The 17,753-nt window shown below is 57.8% G+C and carries 16 protein-coding genes and 1 tRNA gene; 10 read left to right on the top strand and 7 right to left on the bottom strand.

Features of this window, described 5'->3' with window-relative positions; all coding sequences use genetic code 11:
* The first annotated feature begins 24 nt into the window (after window positions 1–24).
* The 3 genes from AC2A1F_RS18325 to AC2A1F_RS18315 all read left to right on the top strand — a co-directional run bounded on the left by AC2A1F_RS18325 (window position 25) and on the right by AC2A1F_RS18315 (window position 1,414).
* A complete protein-coding gene (locus AC2A1F_RS18325) occupies window positions 25–822 on the top strand; it encodes a carbon-nitrogen hydrolase family protein (protein ID WP_484210264.1) in 798 nt (265 codons plus the stop codon).
* A complete protein-coding gene (locus tag AC2A1F_RS18320; RefSeq protein ID WP_484210222.1) occupies window positions 819–1,295 on the top strand; it encodes a DUF1178 family protein in 477 nt (158 codons plus the stop codon). Before AC2A1F_RS18325 ends, AC2A1F_RS18320 begins: the two co-directional genes overlap by 4 nt.
* Window positions 1,296–1,337: 42 nt before the next feature.
* Window positions 1,338–1,414: transfer RNA gene (locus AC2A1F_RS18315), tRNA-Arg, on the top strand.
* 574 nt (window positions 1,415–1,988) lie between these two features.
* On the opposite strand, the gene AC2A1F_RS18310 is transcribed toward AC2A1F_RS18315, so the two are convergent.
* The 4 genes from AC2A1F_RS18310 to AC2A1F_RS18295 all read right to left on the bottom strand — a co-directional run bounded on the left by AC2A1F_RS18310 (window position 1,989) and on the right by AC2A1F_RS18295 (window position 4,971).
* On the bottom strand, window positions 1,989–3,341 hold the full coding sequence (locus AC2A1F_RS18310; protein WP_484210263.1) for a class I fructose-bisphosphate aldolase: 1,353 nt from the start codon (window positions 3,339–3,341) through the stop codon (window positions 1,989–1,991).
* Entirely contained in the window at window positions 3,323–3,682 is a 360-nt protein-coding gene (locus AC2A1F_RS18305) for a phosphoketolase family protein (RefSeq protein WP_484210221.1), read from the bottom strand. Before AC2A1F_RS18305 ends, AC2A1F_RS18310 begins: the two co-directional genes overlap by 19 nt.
* Window positions 3,663–4,304 carry a DUF5117 domain-containing protein gene (locus AC2A1F_RS18300; protein WP_484210220.1) on the bottom strand — a complete coding sequence of 214 codons (642 nt, stop codon included), beginning with the start codon at window positions 4,302–4,304 and terminating at the stop codon, window positions 3,663–3,665. Before AC2A1F_RS18300 ends, AC2A1F_RS18305 begins: the two co-directional genes overlap by 20 nt.
* A gap of 73 nt (window positions 4,305–4,377) precedes the next feature.
* Window positions 4,378–4,971: an Lrp/AsnC family transcriptional regulator gene (locus AC2A1F_RS18295; RefSeq protein WP_484210219.1), complete on the bottom strand. Its 594-nt coding sequence runs from the start codon at window positions 4,969–4,971 to the stop codon at window positions 4,378–4,380.
* A 271-nt stretch (window positions 4,972–5,242) separates the two neighbouring features.
* On the opposite strand from AC2A1F_RS18295, the gene AC2A1F_RS18290 reads away from it, so the two are divergent.
* Both AC2A1F_RS18290 and AC2A1F_RS18285 read left to right on the top strand, forming a co-directional pair.
* Window positions 5,243–8,191, top strand: coding sequence for a TonB-dependent receptor plug domain-containing protein (locus AC2A1F_RS18290; protein WP_484210218.1), 2,949 nt, complete (start codon window positions 5,243–5,245; stop codon window positions 8,189–8,191).
* A gap of 94 nt (window positions 8,192–8,285) precedes the next feature.
* Entirely contained in the window at window positions 8,286–9,869 is a 1,584-nt protein-coding gene (locus AC2A1F_RS18285) for an amidohydrolase (protein ID WP_484210262.1), read from the top strand.
* Window positions 9,870–9,990: 121 nt separating this feature from the next.
* Here AC2A1F_RS18285 and AC2A1F_RS18280 read toward each other — a convergent pair whose 3' ends face one another.
* Window positions 9,991–10,878, bottom strand: a complete 888-nt coding sequence (locus AC2A1F_RS18280) for a cobalamin B12-binding domain-containing protein (RefSeq protein WP_484210217.1) — start codon at window positions 10,876–10,878, stop codon at window positions 9,991–9,993.
* A 182-nt stretch (window positions 10,879–11,060) separates the two neighbouring features.
* Window positions 11,061–12,935, bottom strand: coding sequence for an acyltransferase family protein (locus AC2A1F_RS18275; RefSeq protein ID WP_484210216.1), 1,875 nt, complete (start codon window positions 12,933–12,935; stop codon window positions 11,061–11,063).
* A gap of 116 nt (window positions 12,936–13,051) precedes the next feature.
* Here AC2A1F_RS18275 and AC2A1F_RS18270 point away from each other — a divergent pair, with 116 nt between their 5' ends.
* The 5 genes from AC2A1F_RS18270 (at window position 13,052) to AC2A1F_RS18250 (ending at window position 16,991) form a co-directional block, all read left to right on the top strand.
* Entirely contained in the window at window positions 13,052–13,363 is a 312-nt protein-coding gene (locus AC2A1F_RS18270; protein ID WP_484210215.1) for an FtsB family cell division protein, read from the top strand.
* A gap of 54 nt (window positions 13,364–13,417) precedes the next feature.
* Window positions 13,418–15,040 carry a phospholipase D-like domain-containing protein gene (locus AC2A1F_RS18265; RefSeq protein ID WP_484210214.1) on the top strand — a complete coding sequence of 541 codons (1,623 nt, stop codon included), beginning with the start codon at window positions 13,418–13,420 and terminating at the stop codon, window positions 15,038–15,040.
* 11 nt (window positions 15,041–15,051) lie between these two features.
* On the top strand, window positions 15,052–15,666 hold the full coding sequence (gene folE / locus AC2A1F_RS18260) for a GTP cyclohydrolase I FolE (protein WP_484210213.1): 615 nt from the start codon (window positions 15,052–15,054) through the stop codon (window positions 15,664–15,666).
* 111 nt (window positions 15,667–15,777) lie between these two features.
* Window positions 15,778–16,227, top strand: a complete 450-nt coding sequence (locus AC2A1F_RS18255; RefSeq protein ID WP_484210212.1) for a hypothetical protein — start codon at window positions 15,778–15,780, stop codon at window positions 16,225–16,227.
* A 14-nt stretch (window positions 16,228–16,241) separates the two neighbouring features.
* Window positions 16,242–16,991, top strand: coding sequence for a TorF family putative porin (locus AC2A1F_RS18250; RefSeq protein WP_484210211.1), 750 nt, complete (start codon window positions 16,242–16,244; stop codon window positions 16,989–16,991).
* A gap of 76 nt (window positions 16,992–17,067) precedes the next feature.
* On the opposite strand, the gene AC2A1F_RS18245 is transcribed toward AC2A1F_RS18250, so the two are convergent.
* Complete coding sequence (locus tag AC2A1F_RS18245) at window positions 17,068–17,547, bottom strand: peroxiredoxin (RefSeq protein ID WP_292628741.1); 480 nt, start codon at window positions 17,545–17,547, stop codon at window positions 17,068–17,070.
* Window positions 17,548–17,753 lie beyond the last annotated feature (206 nt).

Genomic DNA, 17,753 nt, shown 5'->3' with positions numbered 1-17,753 from the left:
GCTGTGAAAATTGCGTTGTTCCAGATGACCAGCGGGATTGACCCGCAAGCCAATGCAGCCGCGATTGTCGATGCGGCAGCGGCGTCAGCTGCCGAAGGCGCAGTGATGCTGTTCACGCCCGAAATGTGCGGGCTGCTTGATCGGGACCGTGCGCGGGCGACGCCAAACATCGTGGCCGAGGCAGATAATCCGGTGCTGAGCGCCGCGCTGTGGGCGGCGCGCGAACATGGTTTGTGGATCGATCTTGGCTCGCTTGCCGTGCTGCGCGAGGATGGCAGGTGGGCAAACCGGGGATTTGTTATCAACGCGCACGGGCAGATTGCCGCGCGCTATGACAAGATCCACATGTTTGATGTTGATCTGGCCTCGGGCGAAACGTGGCGGGAATCGGCGGCCTATACACCCGGCGAGCAAGTTGTGACGGTGGATGCGCCCGTCGGCAGGCTTGGCCTTGCCATCTGTTATGACGTGCGTTTTCCGGCCTTGTTCGAAGAACTTGGGCGGCGAAAATGCGATGCAATCCGTATTCCTGCCGCATTCACGGTGCCAACCGGCAAAGCGCACTGGCATTTGATGCAGCGTGCCCGCGCGGTTGAGGCGAGTGCATGGGTGATTTCAGCCGCGCAAGGCGGGCAGCATGCTGATGGACGTGCAACTTATGGCCATTCGCTGGTGATCGATCCTTGGGGCGAGGTTGTCTACGACGGGGGCGAGGGGACCTCGTTGGGCTTTGCCGTGATCGACCCTGTCCGAACGGGCGAGGTGCGCGGGCAGTTGCCGAGCCTTGTCAACAAGCGCGAAATCCCTAGATCAGATCCATGATTGTCTTTGATCTGCAATGTGAGCCCCAAGGGCATCGCTTCGAGGGGTGGTTCGGCTCCTCCGCCGATTTTGAGGACCAGCATGGGCGCGGTCTCGTATCATGCCCTGCCTGCGGATCAGCCAGCGTCGGGAAGGCCGTGATGGCGCCCAATGTGGGGCGAAAGGGTAATCAGATGACAGTGCCGACTGTTCGGACCGAAACAGCCCCCAAAAGCGTCGCCAATTTGCCATTGCCACCTGAAGCAATCGCCATGTTCAAGGCGGTGGCGGCGATGCAGGCCGAGGCGATCAAGTCGTCCACATGGGTAGGCGAAACCTTCGCTGACGACGCGCGGGCCATGCATTATGGCGAGAAGGATGTGGCTGCCATTCACGGACGCGCCACCATCAAGGAAGCGCACGAACTGATCGAAGAGGGGATTGCCATCACCCCGCTGCTCGTGCCCGTAGTGCCGCCCGAGGAAGCGAACTGAAGCGTTGCCAGCATCGAGATGCCTGCTTAAAGACTGCGACGGGCGCCCGTAGCTCAGCAGGATAGAGCACCAGATTCCTAATCTGGGGGCCATGGGTTCGAATCCCGTCGGGCGCACCATTTCCGAACAAAAGAGGGAACTCCGTCAGCTGAGTCGTCGGATGCGGCGCTAACCGTTCTCGCCAACACGGACTTTGAGCCGCAAATCTGATTTTGGCTGTCGTTCACGACAACTTCCTCCAGCAAGAGCCTTGCATAAGCTTGGCGTAGCTCGGGCTCCCCTCTGTGCAATTGCTTGCTCAACAACAGGCCAAGCTTTCTGACCTTGTCTGGAGTGATAGTCGGGTCGGCGCTCGAAAGGCGCTGTGACAGCGTGGTGATCTCTGCCGCCAATTCATCGCGGCAGAAGCGAAGCGCGATCATGCGCTCCCTAAGAGCCGGATCACTAACGTCCATCAAGCCCCGCTCTACCAGGTCCATCAAACGGGTTAGGCCCGCCTCGGCATCGCTATGGGCGCTTCACAAAGATTTCAGCTGGTCCCGCTGCTTGTCGTCGCGTGATTGAGCCGTCTTCAGGGATTCGTGCAGCAGTGCCTCAAGACGCTCAGGCTCCAATATTGGCATTCATCTCGATCTGCTGCGCAATCAGATGCACGATGTTTTGTTGACCTCCATTAGCCGTGACCCAGACGGCTTATCTCATTTCGAAGAGTTCACGGTGGAACCGGTTTTCGGGCAGGCCGTTCGCGATCATGGCTTGATGCAGGCTGTCGCCGAACTTTGCCGGACCGCAAAACCAGACGTCTGTAGCGCGCCAATCCGGGATCCATTGGGCCAGCTTTGCCAGATCCACAAATCCATCTCTGCCAGTGTCAACAATGTGAAGGCGTACTCCGGCAGCATCGGCAGCGCTACGAACCTCGTCAATAAAGCCGTCATCATACGCGCTGGTCGAGTAGATCAGGTCCACATTGTGCCGCTGGCCGTCAAGGACAAGCGCTTCCATCCGGGCGATAAAAGGGGTGATACCAACCCCTCCGGCAATCCAGAGCTGCGCACCTCCTGACGATCGAAAGTTGAAGCGGCCATATGGGCCCTCGACCGTAACTGTCTCGCCGACCTTGATTATGGACGGCAGATGCCGGGTATAATCCCCGAGCCCCTTGATGCTGAATCCAAGTCGGCCCGTATTGGCCCAGCCTGAAGAGATGGTGAAAGGATGTGCATGTTCTGCGTCTGCGAAGCTTAGAAAAGCAAACTGTCCGGCGGCATGACCGGGCCAAGCCGTTGTCATCTCCACCCCGACATCAAGAACAGAGTTACCCTTGTGGAAATGGAAGTCAGTTACTGCACCGGTGAAGCGGTGCGATTTAAGGATCATGCCCTCTAGCAGAACGCGCTGGGCGTTGAGCGCATGAAAAACGGCATTCAGGATCGTATGGGTAAGCTTCGCGCAATGATCGATGCTGTGCGCGCCTGCCATCAACAGTTCGGGTTCGATGACCGGTACAAGCCCGGCTTCCTGACAAAGTGCTGCATAGCGCGCCAACGCGTGTGCATTTGCTGCGACACATGCGGCGCTGGGCATGTAGCCCCATGCTCCGAACACTGCGCGCCATTTGGCAAAGTGTGCGCCCATGCCAGCATAATCCTTCAACCGCTGACGCAAGCCATCTAGCCCCTCGGTGATGCTCTCGCCCGCAAATCCGGCCAGCGGTTTGGCGCCGATATCGACTTTGATCCCGACAAGGATGCCTGCTTCGGTCAGCACTTGGGCGAATGGCACGCCGCCATCTGTCGCCTGATGGATCGTCTCGTCGTAGAAGATCATCCCGCTGATCGCCTCACCGATGTTCGGCGTGGTCACAATGAGTTGGCGCCAGCGGCGGCGGCTCTCTTCGGTCTGTTCGATGCCCAAAGCGGCAAACCGGCGGTTGCAGGTGCCATTGCTTTCGTCGATCGCCAGCACACCCTTGTCGTCCGCCACAAGCCGCGCAGCAATCCCGGCCAAGGCCGAGGCCGAGGCATTCACGAAGGAGCGCCCCACGTCCAATCGCGGATTTCTGGCATGTCCTGACCATGCTCGTCGATATAGACCTTATGCGCCACAAGCTTATCGCGCATCGCCTGCTTGAGATAAGCGCCCTTGCTCGCAGTTTGGGGAAGCTGGTCCACGACGTCGATGACAAGGTTGAACCGGTCAATCTTGTTCTGCACCCGGATATCGAAGGCCGTCGTGATCGTGCCCTCTTCCTGATATCCGCGCACATGCATCTGCCGATTGCTGCGACGATAGGTCAGCCGGTGGACCAGACCGGGATAGCCATGGAAGGCAAAGACAATCGGTTTGTCGGAGGTGAAGAGCGAGTCATAGTCGGTATCGCTCATCGGGTGTGACGTTGCGGACAAGCGCGCCGGGCGCTTCGCCTGCAAAAGTCATAATCGTTTCAACCTCCGAATTCTCAGGAAAGGCTTTGGTTGCTGGCAGATGGAACGTGCTGCGCGCCAGGTCGAGCTTGTACGCGCCCTGATTTGCGCGCTTCAGAATCGCTTCGACGCCTGCGGCATCGCGCATGAACAGCGCGCTGGCATCGACTACGACCCTGCCGCCGGAAGTGGATTCCACCGGCAGGCTGGCCAGCACCGAGGTTGGAAAGGAATCGGCAACGCCATTGGCGGTCTGGGCGGTGCCGGTGGTCGCCCGATATCCGGTGTTGATCTTTACCACGAGCACGCGTGGACCAGCGCGCTGAAAGCGGATGACCGAGGTGTCCATGATTCCGCGGTCAAGCGGCAGTTCCACCGATCCGCCACCGCTGGCGGCAGAAACGTAATACAAAATGTCCGTGTCGAATGCGGGCACTTCGATCAGCACGCGGGCTTTGGCCGAATCCCAAAGGATGGGCACGAAACCGTCCATTCGCATGGGGGCAGTGGCTGCGGCTGCCGTTTTCTGCGTTTGTGCGTGAGCCGGTGCAGCCGCAATGGCGCACAGGGCGAGTGCGGTCATGCAGTGCAGCCATGCAAGGCGGCGGGTGTAGAGGGTGTGGGGTGCTCTCATGGCGCGTTCTGCTCCGCTGGTGTCATCGCGTGCGCCGGGATTTTCCGGCTCGGCTGCGTTCAAAGATGACGGGAATGTTCGATCGGTGGGCAACTTCCCTGAGGACGAAGCTGCTGCGGATCTTGGCGACGTGGGGAAGGTTGGACAGTTCCTTGCGATAGATCGTGTCGTACTCGTCAAGTGAACTCACGTGGACGATCAGCATGAAGTCCGTGTCGCCTGAGATGAAACCGCAAAAGGACATCGAAGGGCACTTGATCACTTCGCGTTCGAATTCGTTCAAGTGATGCTCCGCTTGCGAGCGCAGTTCGATCATCACCAGCACGACGCCGGAGAAGCCGAGCGCGTCCATCGAGAGTTGCGCGCGGTAGCCGGTGATAACTCCCGCATCCTCCATGATTCGCCGCCGCCGTGCCACCGCCGTACTCGAAAGCCCCAGTTGCTCACCAAGCGCGACATCGGTGCTACGCCCGTCTGCCACCAGCAGCTCGAGGATTCTGAAATCCAAATCATCTGTCTCAAAGTTTGGAGAATTCATCGCGAAATCCCAATAGAAGTTGAAAATCCATCTATTCCTGATCTGCTTTCTCAGATTCCATTCAAAAACAAATATCACGATACAAAATATCATCGTCCTTCAATATGTGATGAGGCCAGCAGTGTAGGCCCTCTGTCAATGCCTGAATCCACCTTTGTTGAAAAAGGGTTTTGCTAAGTGCTCTATTTCAAAATAGTCCATTTCAAACGGGTGAACGGTGCAAACTTCAGCGATGATGGAATACTATCCACAGCTGAAACTGAAGAGGAAGAGCTTTTATTGTGAATTGGGGGCAAGAATGCAGGATTTACTGATCAGCGTCAAAAGCCATAAATTATCATACTTGAACATGCTTTTGAGCAGCGCCTCGCTTGCTTGTATTGCCCTGCCATCGCTTGCGCTGGCACAGTCGGTAGATACCGCACCACAAGCGGCAGACGAGCAGGCCATCGACGGTGAACCCGCAGCCCAGATCACTGTAACCGGATCGCGCATCGTGCGCGATGGATACGATGCGCCAACCCCTGTTAGTGTCATCAGCACCAAAGAGCTGAAATCCGAAGCCCCGGCCAATATTTCCGACTTTGTCAACACTCTACCTGCTGTGCGCGGTTCCACCACGGCAGCAAGCACAAATGGTTCGCTTTCCAACGGTGCTGCGGGCGTGAACAGCGTAAATCTGCGCGCCCTTGGGCCTGCGCGCACGCTGGTGCTGCTGGATGGCCAGCGCTCAGTCGCCTCGACCACAACCGGCACGGTCGACGTCAACACGTTTCCCCAGGCATTGATTCAGCGGGTGGAGGTCGTGACTGGCGGCGCATCGTCGGCCTATGGTTCGGACGCAGTTTCGGGCGTGGTCAACTTCATCCTCAACAAGGAATTCACCGGGTTTGCCGGTGAATACGAATATGGCGTCACGACATATGGTGATGGTCCGAACCACAAGTTTTCCGGCACTGTGGGCAAGGAGTTTGCCGAAGGGCGCGGTCATGTCATCGCCTCGGTCGAACACTTCACGCAGACCGGCATCCAGACTATCGACCGTGACTGGAACGATTCCGGGTACTTTCTTGCCAACAATCCGGCCTACAGTGCCGCTGCCTGTCGCGATACGCTAACCTCGACGCCGTGCGCCAATGAATTCCTGATCGGGTCGAACATCGGCACTGGCCAGTTCACGCCCGGTGGATTGATCAGCACCGGCCCATTGCGTGGCACCTATTTTGGTGAAATCAACCCTGCGACCGGTAAGGCGACTGTCAACCAACTGACATTCGGCACGACCAGCGGCCAATGGATGGTCGGTGGCGATCTGGGCATCACCACCGCAGGACATCGCGGCAGTGCCACGCTGCTGCCCTCTGAAAAGCGCACGTCAGCATTCGGACGCCTCAGCTATGAATTTTCACCGGCGTTCGAATTGTACGGCCAGTTCGCCTACAGCAGGTATAGTGGGCAGAGCTTTTATCAGCAGACGCCCACCACCGGGGTCACCATCCAGCGCGACAACGCCTTCCTGCCAGATTCGGTGCGCCAGGCGATGGTCACCAACAATCTGAATTCCATCCAGATTGGCACGAGCAATATCGTCTTGCCACCTCAGGGCAGCGACAACACTCGTGAAGTCTACCGCTATGTCGCCGGAGCAAACGGTGAGTTCGACGGGTTTGGCAGGGACTGGAAATGGGACGCCTATTACCAGTTGGGCAAGACCAAGACCAACGAGTTGTTGACAAACGCCTGGAACAACGCGCGCCTGAATGCGGCGTCCGACGCGGTGGTGGCGCAAGCTGGCAACGTTGGTGGTTATGCTGCAGGCACCATTGTTTGCCGGATCAACGTCGATGCCAGTTTGACCAACAACGATAGCGCTTGCGTCCCGCTCAATCGCATCGGAACCAATGGTGCATCGCAGGCAGCGATCGATTATGTCCTGTACAATGGCCTGCAGCCCCTGCGGAGACAGGAAATCAAGCAGGAAGTTGCCGCATTTACTCTCTCGACCAACAACCTGTTCAGCACCTGGGCAGGGCCGGTCTCTATCGCGTTGGGTGGTGAATATCGCAAGGAATCGGTCACTGGCTCGGTTGATGACCTGTTCCGCCCGATCGTGGCCAATGGGGTTACCACCGGCACCTGGATTTATGGGAATTACCTGCCCACGGTAGGCGCCTTTGATGTGAAGGAAGCCTTTGTCGAGACCATCATTCCGATCATGTCGGGCATGGATTTCAACGGTGCAGTGCGTGTGACCGACTATTCCACATCTGGCACGGTTACCACCTGGAAAGCCGGGCTGACCTGGCAAGCCAGTGACGATATCAAGTTCCGTGGCACGCTCTCACGCGATATTCGCGCTCCCAACCTTTCGGAGCTGTTTGCGCCCGGAACAGGTCGCACAAACACCGTCAACGTCCCTCAGCCTAACGGCACTATTGCCGCAAACCAGTTCAATGAATCTACCGTAGGCAATCCGGCACTTAAGCCGGAAGTTGCCGAAACGCTCGGCCTTGGCGTTGTGCTGACGCCGCAGTTCATACCGGGCTTTGCCATGTCGGTCGACTACTACAACATCGACCTGTCGGGTTCCATCGACTCGCTTACTGCGCAAACGCTGACCGACCAATGCTACCTTCAGCAGATTGCCGCAGCCTGTAGCGCAATTTCGACCACAGGCGGGCGCGGGGTAACAACGCCCGGGCTTGCAGTCACCAGCATCGAGATCAAGCCGACAAACTTTGTCAGCCTTGAAAGCAGCGGGGTCGATTTCGAAGCGAGTTATCGTCGCGAGATCGGTGCGGGCAATCTGACACTGCGCGCGCTGGCCAGCCATGCGATCGAATTGAACACCGACAATGGCGTGACGCTGCAAACCAATGCTGCCGGGCAAAACACTGGCGGCCTGCCAAGCTGGACCTATCGCTTTACTGCGGCATACGACTTCAATTCTGGCTTCAGCATCCAAGGCGTGGCGCGCGGGGTTTCCGGCGGGGTTTACAACAACAACTACATCGTCTGCAAAACCGATTGCCCTCTGTCCACGGCAGACAGGCGCACCGTCAACCTCAACTCGATCCCGGGTGCCTTCTACTTTGACATGAATGCCAGCTACAATTTCGAAGTGGCAGGTGTGAAGACGCAGGCGTTCCTGTCGGTCCGCAATTTGACCAACAAGGCCCCAGTGCTGGTTGGCAATGGTCCTACCGGCAACAACACACCGGCCTATCCGCAGACCAATCGCGCACTTTATGATGTGCTGGGCCGCGTGTTTCGCATGGGCGTGCGCATCAAGATGTGAGGCGCTCTAGTTTTCAGATTAGGCCCCGAAGTGTCATGCTTTGTGCTTCGCGGCGCTGAACAGTTCAACAATTCCAAGGAAGCGAATCCCCATGATGAACAAGGTGGCACTTTCCACACTGGCCCTTTTGCTTGCCAGCACTCCGCTGTCAGTTCAGGCAAAAGCCCCGACTGCACTCAAGACTGAAGCGTCGGCTTTGATTGATGGCAATGCCAAGCTGGTGCAGGAAATGGTGGATTCGGTCTTCAGTTTTCAGGAGCCGGGCTTTCAAGAGTTCCAGACCGCTGAATACCTGACGGGCATTCTTGAGAAGAATGGTTTCACCATCACCAAGGGTGTGGCGGGCATTCCCACGGCATGGACCGCAACCTGGAGCAACGGCGATGGCCCGGTCGTGGCGCTCGGTTCGGACGTTGATGGCTTGCTCGGTCTTTCGCAGGTTCCGGGTGTGCCGCAGATCAAGCCGCTCATTCCCGGTGCTCCGGGGCACGGTGAAGGTCATAACTCGGGCATGCCGCTGATCGTGGCGGCTGCGCTTGCCACCAAGGAAGTAATGGCCAAGCACGGCATCAAGGGCAAGCTGATGCTGTGGCCCGGCGTTGCCGAGGAATTGCTGGCGACCAAGGCCTATTATGTGCGGGCAGGGCTGTTCAAGGACGTCGATGTTTCGATTTTCACGCACGTTGCATCCAGCTTTGGCACCAGCTACGGCGATTCCGGCAACAATGGCATGGTCTCGGTCGAGTATACCTTCAAAGGTGTCACGAGCCATGCCGCAGGTGCGCCTTGGGCCGGACGCAGTGCGCTGGACGGCGTTGAACTGATGAACATCGCGTGGAACATGCGGCGCGAGCATTTGCCGCTGACGCAGCGTTCGCATTACGTGATCACCAACGGTGGCGGGCAGCCCAATATCGTGCCGGGTGAAGCGACCGTCTGGTACTATTTCCGCGAACAGACCTTTGATTCCATTCGCAAGCTTTATGAAACCGGGAACGGCATTGCAGAGGCTGCTGCCATGGCTACCGGCACCACGGTCAAGAAGCGGGTTCTGGGCTATGCCGCGCCCAACTATGGCAACAAGCCATTGGCCGAAGCTGCGTATGAAAACATCAAACTGGTGGGCATGCCCAAATGGTCGGCCGACGATCAGGCCTTCACCAAGGCCGTGCAGGAAGCGTTGAAGTTCAAGATTGCACCTTTGAAGACCACGATCGAACCGCTGTCCAGCCCGGATACGCGCACGCCATCGATGGGGGGTGGGTCGGATGACATCGGTGATATCATGTGGACCGTGCCGACGATCACGATCCGGTTCCCGTCCAATATCCCCAGCATGATCGGGCACAACGTGACATCAGCCATCGCAATGGCAACGCCCGTTGCGCACAAGGGCGCCATTGCCGGGGCCAAGGCGGTGGCACTGACGGTGCTTGATGTGATGACTACGCCCAAACTGGTCAGCGATGCCAAGACCTATTTCCAGACCGTGCAGTTGAAAGACCAGAAGTACGATCCGGTGCTGACGCCGGAAGATCAGCCGGCGATCCACCTGAACAAGGATCTGATGGACCGCATCCGTCCTGAGTTGAAGAAGTACAATTACGATCCTTCGAAGTACCCGACTTATCTGGAGCAACTTGGCATTAAGTATCCGCAAATCACGCCCGATACATAACGCAAAAGAGTGAAACGCGCGGGTTGGTATCAGTTTGCAGATGCGCCAATCCGCGCGTAGCCCTTGTCTCGGATAATGCTGTCTCGGATAATGCGCATACCAGTAAAGCTTTTGGATTTTTTCAGGCGTTGAGTACAGCCAGATCAAACAACTTCTGCGCGACCAGCACTGCCGCAGGAGCATTTGGAGCAGTGGAATCAGCGCCTACTTCGTGGACTAGCGCGGGGTTGTTCGTGAACATCGGGCCGCCCACCATTATTCCGATTGACGGGTTGCAGGACTGCTTACGGACGAGCGTGATCGTCTCTCTCAATGCCTCGAGAACATGTTCGGATCCCGCAGTCAGTCCTGCAACCGAAAACCACTCTTTTCGGGCTAGATTAGCAATCATTGCGGCATCGCCATCAAATTCAGACTGGACCGTCCAACCCGCTGCCAGCAGAAAACGCTCTACCATAGTCGCGCCGAAGTAATGCTGATCACCCGGTGTGACCGCCATCAAGACATTTCTGCGTTTGTCCAACCCGGGGAGCATGTGGGAATTGTTGAAGGTTGCCAGAAGTTTTTGCAATCTGGCAACGCCCAAAGTGACGTCGATGAAGTCACATTCGTCTTCATCCCACAAATGGCCAAGGTAGCGCGCCGTCGGCTCAAGCAGTTCCACGAACAGCGTATCCATCGACATGCCCTTGTCGCGCAGAACGATGATGTATGCCATCGCAGCCTCAAGATCGTTGCCGAGCACGATGTCGGCAAGGCCGCTAATATCAGAACTTGTGGGGGCAAGTGTTTCGATGACGGCTTCTATGGGCGGTGCATCAGGCACAACTTCGGTGTGCAGTCGCAGCAATTGCGGGATGATCTTGCTGGAAACAGCCCGCGCCAATCGGATCTGTCGTTCAGCCAGATCGTCCCGCCTGTAAACTTCATGCGATATGAAGTGTGTCTCAAGCCTTTCCAAGCCTTGACGGTCAACCACTGACCTTGCAACCCGCGCCGCCTGTCCCATGTCCATTCCCATCCCGAAGGGCCGATGTTTCCTCAGCGCAAACAAACCACCACATCAACGCCGACATGTCGAGGGCAGAGTGCCCGGATTTCACTAATGTGCATCAGGCCGGTCGCTGCTTTATCAGAAGATAATGTGCAACCCTGCCAGATGCGGTTTGCTGCTTTATTGCGGTTGCACGTTCAATCGTGTCGTTCGTTGCTGGCGATCACGTGTATCGCACCGGCTAGGGTAAGGTGATGCGAGTCAAAATATGCTGGCTTTCCTCCTACGAGAAGACTTGAATTTTCACCGTCCGTCAGGGCCTTGAGCGGGTCGATGATGGTGACACCCTGATCTGTCCAGCGTGCATATTGTGCTGTTATCCAATCCGTTTCACGACGGTAGTCGGCAAGGGAAGCGCCTCTGACTTGGTCCAGAGCATTTCGAGCAGCGGCATGGGCAAGACGGCGCGGCACCTCGAACGGCTGTGGGGGGACAGGGCCGACAAGCACAACTTTCTTTCCGGCTTCCTGAAGGCGTCGGATCGTGTCGTCGAGCAGCGGTAATGCACCAGGCTTGCGATAGGCAGGGCTGGCCCAGAAGGCTGCTAGATAGACGGTTTGAATCTGCGGCGATGCGATGACATGCTCGAACGTTCGCCGGTTGTGCTGCGAGCATTCCGCGTCGGTTGCCGTTGCATATCCCAACAGCGGCGGGCAACTGGCGCGGGTGCGCTGGGCAATTGAACGGTTCTGGGGTGCAAGGGTCTGGCCCAGAGCCCAAGCAAGCTCAACGCCGTGACTGTCACCCCACAGCAGCGATGAAGGAGCGATCGCAGCGCCAAGGATGCATGCCTGATCGTCTTGGCCATTCTGCGCCACGATGCACTTTCCACGTGCCGGGCTGACGTCATTTACCGCCTCTGCCATACGAGTCACGGCTTCAGGAAAGCGCGACGGCCAGCCCCCCAGCGGCAGAAGGCCGAGTGAAACCGCTCCAACAGCACTCATGCCGGCAGCTGACAGGATAAAGATTCGGCGTTGGTCGAAAGTGACCGAACTGCGGAACGGGCGCTCAATATAACGCCAGCTGGCCCAGGCGACAGCAAAGCTAGCCATCATTACGGCGACCTGTCTCCACCCGGCAAGCGGTGCATCAATGGCATATTCGGAAAAAACGATGAGTGGCCAGTGCCAAAGATATAGCGAATAGGAGATCAAGCCGACGAAAACGAGCGGCCGAGTAGAGAGCAATTTGCCAACAAGCGTCCGTGGTGCAAACCGGATGAGCAATGCCGAGCCAAGCACCGGAATTAAGGCGTTGGCTCCGGGGAAAACCGTCGTTCGATCAAATGTGACTATGGCCCATACGATGAGCGCAAGGCCTGCAAAGGCTGATGGCCCGGCAAGCCTAGAATTCTTTGCGCCCGGCACATTGGGCAACATGGCCAGCAACGATCCCGCCATCAGTTCCCAGGCCCGGGCAGGCAGCAGGTAAAAGGTAAAACCATCGGTATCGGCTTGCTTCCACACGGCAATCGCGAAGCTGGCTAAGGCGATAGCGCCAACCGCTGCCACGCGCTTGTTTGCCGGTGTTTTTGCCAAAAGCCAAAGCATGGCTGGAAATACGACGTAGAACTGTTCTTCGACTGCCAGCGACCAGCAGTGGAGAAGTGGCATCGTGTCCGCCGGGCCGCCAAAGTATCCCGTCTGCGTGAAGAACCAAACGTTGGCCATAAAGGCGAGCGTCATCAGGGCAGAGCGCGGCACGGGGGCAAAATCTGCAGGCAGATAAAGCCAGGCGGCAAAACCCAGAGACGCCGCCATCATCACGATCAAGGCTGGCAAAATCCGCCGTGCGCGCCGCTCGTAAAAGCGGCGAAGCGAAAATGTTTTGTCGTCAATCTCGCGTGTGATGATACCAGTGATCAGGAAGCCCGAGATGACAAAGAAGATATCGACGCCAACAAAGCCGCCGGAAAAGCCGGGTACGCCAGCATGGAACGCCAGCACCGGCAGAATGGCAAGTGCGCGAAGACCGTCAATGTCACGGCGGTAAAGGGCAGAACTTGTCATAACGGCGCACGTTATAGCCTATCAAAGTTAACTGTGCGTTTTGGAAGCGGCTCATGCGCAGGGGATAAGGGACTTTGCAGCTTGATCGACTTCGGTTTTTATGATTCAAAGATTTCATGAACATGCGTCGTGCCCCTATCCTGCCCAAAGACAGTTTGACCCAATCAGTCGCGCTTATTGCGCTGCTGCTGCTTGGCGCAGTCGGAATTGCCGGGCCGAGCGGAATTTTGGCATGGGGCGAGAATGCCCGCATGCTCGACCAACGCCAAAAGGAAATCGCTGAACTCACGGCCGAGCGAGATCGGGTCAAGAACCGTGTCGAACTGCTCGATCCGCGTCACGCCGATCCCGACCTCGTGGGTGAATTGCTTCACAGCAATCTGAATTTTGCCCATCCCGATGAAGTGGTCATCCCCGTCAAACCTTGAAGGTCGTGATCGAGAGGAAGGGCGGCGCGGGTCTGATTCCGTCCCGGAACCGAAATGCCGTTTTCGCTTTCAGAGAGCGTCGGCACGTTCTTTCAGGCAGCGTCGGCACGCAAGGTTCATTCCGATAAGAGAGGGTTCGTTCTGACCAGAAGCAGCCCTACGGCAGCCCATGACGGGCAGGCGAAGGTCGATCCTGCGGCGCCAGAGGTCGAGCAGCATTCCCGTTCAGTCTGGCGCTATGCGCGGGCAAGCCGGGCGCATGCCGTCATCGATGCTGCGGATTATTTCGAACTGATGCGCGAGGCTATGATGCATGCCCGCCAACGGATATTCCTGATTGGGTGGGATTTTGACACACGGATAATTGTCGGCGGAGGCAGGCGCTGGTGGAACTTGCCGCGCAAGCGGATCTCGCCAGCCCGCCTCGGGCCATTTATCATTTGGCTTGCCAACCGGCGCAAGCACCTCGACATTCGCGTGCTGAAATGGAATTTTGGCGCCCTCAAGGCGGTGTTCCGCGGGGTCATGATGCTTGATTTGCTGCGCTGGTGGCGCCACCCGCGCATCGTGTTCAAGCTCGACAGCGCGCACCCGCTGGGATGCAGCCATCACCAGAAAATTGCCGTGATCGACGATCGCTTCGCCGTGTGTGGTGGCATCGATATGGCCAGCGACCGTTGGGACACGCGCGAGCATCTGGACGATGACCCCCGTCGCAAGCGTCCGGGCAGTCAGAAAATTTATGGTCCGTGGCACGATTGCACGATGTTGCTAGAGGGCGAGGCTGCCAGAGTGCTTGGCGATTTTGGACGTCAGCGGTGGGAGCAAGCCGGTGGCAAGCCTTTTGACGCGTGCAAACCTCAGGAGACCTCGCCTTGGCCTGCCAAGGTCGAAGCAGAGTTCCGGGACGTGGAAATCGGCATTGCTCGAACCCGGTCCCAATTTCGCGATGAACATGAAGTGCGCGAGATCGAAGCCTTGTTCGAAGAACAAATCGCCCGAGCGCGGCATTTCATCTATTTTGAAAACCAGTATTTTTCATCGCGCCGGGTGGCAGAAGCGATTGCCGAACGGATGGCTGAGCCCGATCCGCCCGAAATTGTGCTGATCAACCCACAAAGTTCTGACGGGTGGTTGGAGCAAACCGCCATGGATGGTGCGCGTGTCCGCCTTGTGCGCGCCATCGAGCAAGTCGACCACAAGCGCAGGTTCAGCGTCTGGCATCCGCTGACGGCAAAGGGCCGTCCTATCTATGTCCATTCGAAACTGACGATCGTGGATGACGAAATACTTCGCATCGGCTCGGCCAATCTGAACAATCGGTCGATGGGGCTGGATAGCGAATGCGATGTCTTCATCGATTGCGCTCGGCCCGGCAACGAACATTGCCAAGAGGCTATCAAACGGCTGCGCATCTCGTTGCTGGCAGAGCATTGCGGTATTCGGGATGAACAGGTAGCGACGCTGCTGGAACAGCATGGTTCGATGGCGGCAATGATTGCAGCGGCTCCGCAAGGCGGCAAACGGCTTACCGCGTTTGTGCCGCATGAATTGACCGAAGCCGAGCAGGCGCTGGCCGATAACGAAGTGCTCGATCCAGAGCGGCCGGAAGAGATGTTGTCCTTCTACCGCAAGGGATTGTTCAGAAGCCGGTTTCTGCGAAGACCGGTGCATTGAGGGATTGAAGGATGACGATTTTGCCAGGCCCTGCCGATGATGATGATTTGGCGCGCGGCAAGCTTCCGGTGCCACAAGACGTGCAGGACGCAATTCGTACGCTGTTGCTGTGGGCCGGTGATGATCCTACCCGAGAAGGCTTGCTCGATACGCCCAAACGGGTGGCGCGGGCGTGGAAGGAATATTGCCAGGGCTATGATGAGGACCCGGCGGTGCATCTTGCCCGGCAGTTTGAAGAAGTGGGCGGTTACGATGAAATCGTGCTGCTGAAGGATATCCCGTTCCAAAGCCATTGCGAACACCACATGGCTCCGATCATCGGAAAGGCTGCGATAGCCTATCTTCCGCGTGACAAGGTCGTCGGCATCTCAAAGCTGGCACGCGTTCTGCACGGATTTGCCCGGCGGTTGCAGATTCAGGAACGGCTGACCGCAGAGGTTGCGCAGTGCATCTGGGACCATCTCAAACCGCATGGCGTGGCCGTAGTGATCGAGGCCAGCCACGCCTGCATGACCGCACGCGGGGTGCGCACGCCAGGTGTCGGCATGGTCACCAGCAGGCTTATCGGGACATTTCTGGAAGACGAGAGCAGCCGCAAGGAAGTGCTCAGCCTGATGGGATACTGAACAGAAAAGCAGACATAAAACATTACCGTTGCGTGACTTGGATGATGTTTGTCGCAAGCCTATCTTGGGAATGTCACCGGAAAAAACCGGGGCATAGCAGGAGACAGGAACATGAAAACAATCGCGCTCGCAGGAATTGCGGCGGGGCTGGCATTGTCCGCCCCGGTACATGCCATGGAGCACAAGACCGTAATCGAGCATCCAGTTGGGCCGATTGCCGCAGACTACACCGGTGCAACTCGTGTGGAAATGCAGCAGGTCGGATCGGTCGGCACGGCAGGTCGTCCATCTTCGCTGCGCTGCCAGTGGAGCGTTTCGCTTTCTGTGGATCGCAATGCTCAGGTTGGAACCAGCCTTCAGGCCAAGCGTTCGATGACCCGCGATGACGTGGTCAAAGGATCATCGCCGGGTTGGTGTTCAGAACGTGGCAACGGGATTGACAAGATCGTTGAAGCCCGCCGCGATGCGTTGCGCTCGGCAATGATGGCCATGGTCGCGCAGGATCGGGAAATGATCCTTGTTGAAGCAGACAGCGCTCATGCAAAGATGCGCGAGGGCTAAGGAGTTATGACTGCATGACCGGCATTCACCATCGTTCCGGGCTGATCTTCTTTGGCGCTGCTGCAATGCTCTTTGCACCGCCAGTCTCGGCCCAGGCGGTGGATGCCGGCGTGGAGGTGACAACCGACGAAGTCCGGCGTGGTCTAAGCTGGAGCGACGGGGAGATTTCCGCCTCTGCCGATGCCCGCGTTGGTTTTGGCGGATTTGATGCTGCGGTGCGTGTGGCCATGCTGCGCCAGTCCGATCGCCATGCCGATGCCGAAGTTGTTGCCGACCTTGCCTTGGGCAAGGATTGGGCAGCCGGGCCACTCACATTGCGGACCGAAGCCATTGGCCACGTCTTTGGCAATGCAAACAGCAACATGAACTATGGCGAATTGGGCCTTGGCGCACGCTATTCGATCGGTCCGCTGCAATTTGGCACCATGGCGTGGTATGCGCCGAAGCAGGCCAGCATCGGTGGCGACAACCTACACTTGCGCGCGACCGCGGATGCGGGATTGCCCGGCCTGCCTGTCTCGGTCTTTGCTGCGGTTGGTTATACCACAGGCGATACGCGCGATTCCCGTTCCGCGCGGCTGCGCCCGGCCGGGGACTATGCCGACTGGAAAATCGGTGCAGAATATACCCAGTTCCCGTTTACCTTCGGCGTAGACTACGTGGGCACCGATATCGATACGGCCAATACCGTCTCGGTCTCGCCCTTCGCCGATCTGATGCATGCCGGTGACAGGGTTCTGGCGCGGGCGCGCTTATCGTTTTGAGCGCAGAAACTGAAAAGCCCCCGCGGTCGCAGGGGCTTTCCTTGTCTTGATTGCGAAAGCTGCGGAGGCGTTTGCCTCAGAGCTTTTCGACCATGTAATCGGCTGCGCTGACCTTGAAGTCACCCGGCGCTTCCACGAACAAGTGCTCTACCACGCCATCGTTCACGACCATCGAGAAGCGCTGACCGCGCTTGCCAAGGCCAAAGCCGGTGCCATCCATGGTCAGACCAAGCGCTTCGGCCAGATCGCCATTGCCATCGGCCAGCATCGTCACGTCCGCTGAACCCGAAGCTTCGCCCCAGGCCTTCATCACGAAGGGATCGTTGACGGCGGTGCAGGCGATTTCATCGATACCCTTGGCCTTCAGATCGGCAGCCTTTTCCACATAGCCGGGCAGATGCTTGGCCGAGCAGGTGGGCGTGAAGGCGCCGGGCACGGAGAAGAGCGCGACCCGCTTGCCCTTGAAATAATCAGCCGACTGAACGGCTTCGGGGCCTTCGGCAGTGGCCTTGACGATCTTTACGTCAGGCAGCGTGTCTCCAACAGCGATGGTCATCCCCAATTTCCTTTCCTTCTGGCGGAGCGGTGGCGCTCCGATATCCTTGTGCCCTGCAAATATAGGCGGCGCGTTACAGTCTGCAACCAGCGGGTTGGTATCTGTGCTTCCAAGGCGATATAAAGAAATCTTTATATTAAGTTTGCGCGCATCGGTATCGCGCGCTATGGGCACATCAGACGCGCGCTGTGCCGCGCATGAAATTT

This window comes from Novosphingobium sp. HNCC26BN242, assembly GCF_057180525.1.
Note: the sequence above shows the minus strand (reverse complement) of the source record. Positions and strands in the feature narration are given on the sequence as shown.

What these genes read in the sequence shown, in the direction of transcription:
- AC2A1F_RS18275 (WP_484210216.1), bottom strand. Translation starts at nt 12,935, where the DNA reads ATGACAAGTTCTGCCCTTTACCGCCGTGACATTGACGGTCTTCGCGCA.
- AC2A1F_RS18290 (WP_484210218.1), top strand. Translation starts at nt 5,243, where the DNA reads ATGCTTTTGAGCAGCGCCTCGCTTGCTTGTATTGCCCTGCCATCGCTT.
- AC2A1F_RS18255 (WP_484210212.1), top strand. Translation starts at nt 15,778, where the DNA reads ATGAAAACAATCGCGCTCGCAGGAATTGCGGCGGGGCTGGCATTGTCC.
- AC2A1F_RS18245 (WP_292628741.1), bottom strand. Translation starts at nt 17,547, where the DNA reads ATGACCATCGCTGTTGGAGACACGCTGCCTGACGTAAAGATCGTCAAG.
- AC2A1F_RS18265 (WP_484210214.1), top strand. Translation starts at nt 13,418, where the DNA reads ATGCCGTTTTCGCTTTCAGAGAGCGTCGGCACGTTCTTTCAGGCAGCG.
- AC2A1F_RS18320 (WP_484210222.1), top strand. Translation starts at nt 819, where the DNA reads ATGATTGTCTTTGATCTGCAATGTGAGCCCCAAGGGCATCGCTTCGAG.
- AC2A1F_RS18325 (WP_484210264.1), top strand. Translation starts at nt 25, where the DNA reads ATGACCAGCGGGATTGACCCGCAAGCCAATGCAGCCGCGATTGTCGAT.
- AC2A1F_RS18300 (WP_484210220.1), bottom strand. Translation starts at nt 4,304, where the DNA reads ATGACCGCACTCGCCCTGTGCGCCATTGCGGCTGCACCGGCTCACGCA.
- AC2A1F_RS18305 (WP_484210221.1), bottom strand. Translation starts at nt 3,682, where the DNA reads ATGAGCGATACCGACTATGACTCGCTCTTCACCTCCGACAAACCGATT.
- AC2A1F_RS18250 (WP_484210211.1), top strand. Translation starts at nt 16,242, where the DNA reads ATGACCGGCATTCACCATCGTTCCGGGCTGATCTTCTTTGGCGCTGCT.
- AC2A1F_RS18280 (WP_484210217.1), bottom strand. Translation starts at nt 10,878, where the DNA reads ATGGGACAGGCGGCGCGGGTTGCAAGGTCAGTGGTTGACCGTCAAGGC.
- folE (WP_484210213.1), top strand. Translation starts at nt 15,052, where the DNA reads ATGACGATTTTGCCAGGCCCTGCCGATGATGATGATTTGGCGCGCGGC.
- AC2A1F_RS18270 (WP_484210215.1), top strand. Translation starts at nt 13,052, where the DNA reads ATGAACATGCGTCGTGCCCCTATCCTGCCCAAAGACAGTTTGACCCAA.
- AC2A1F_RS18285 (WP_484210262.1), top strand. Translation starts at nt 8,286, where the DNA reads ATGAACAAGGTGGCACTTTCCACACTGGCCCTTTTGCTTGCCAGCACT.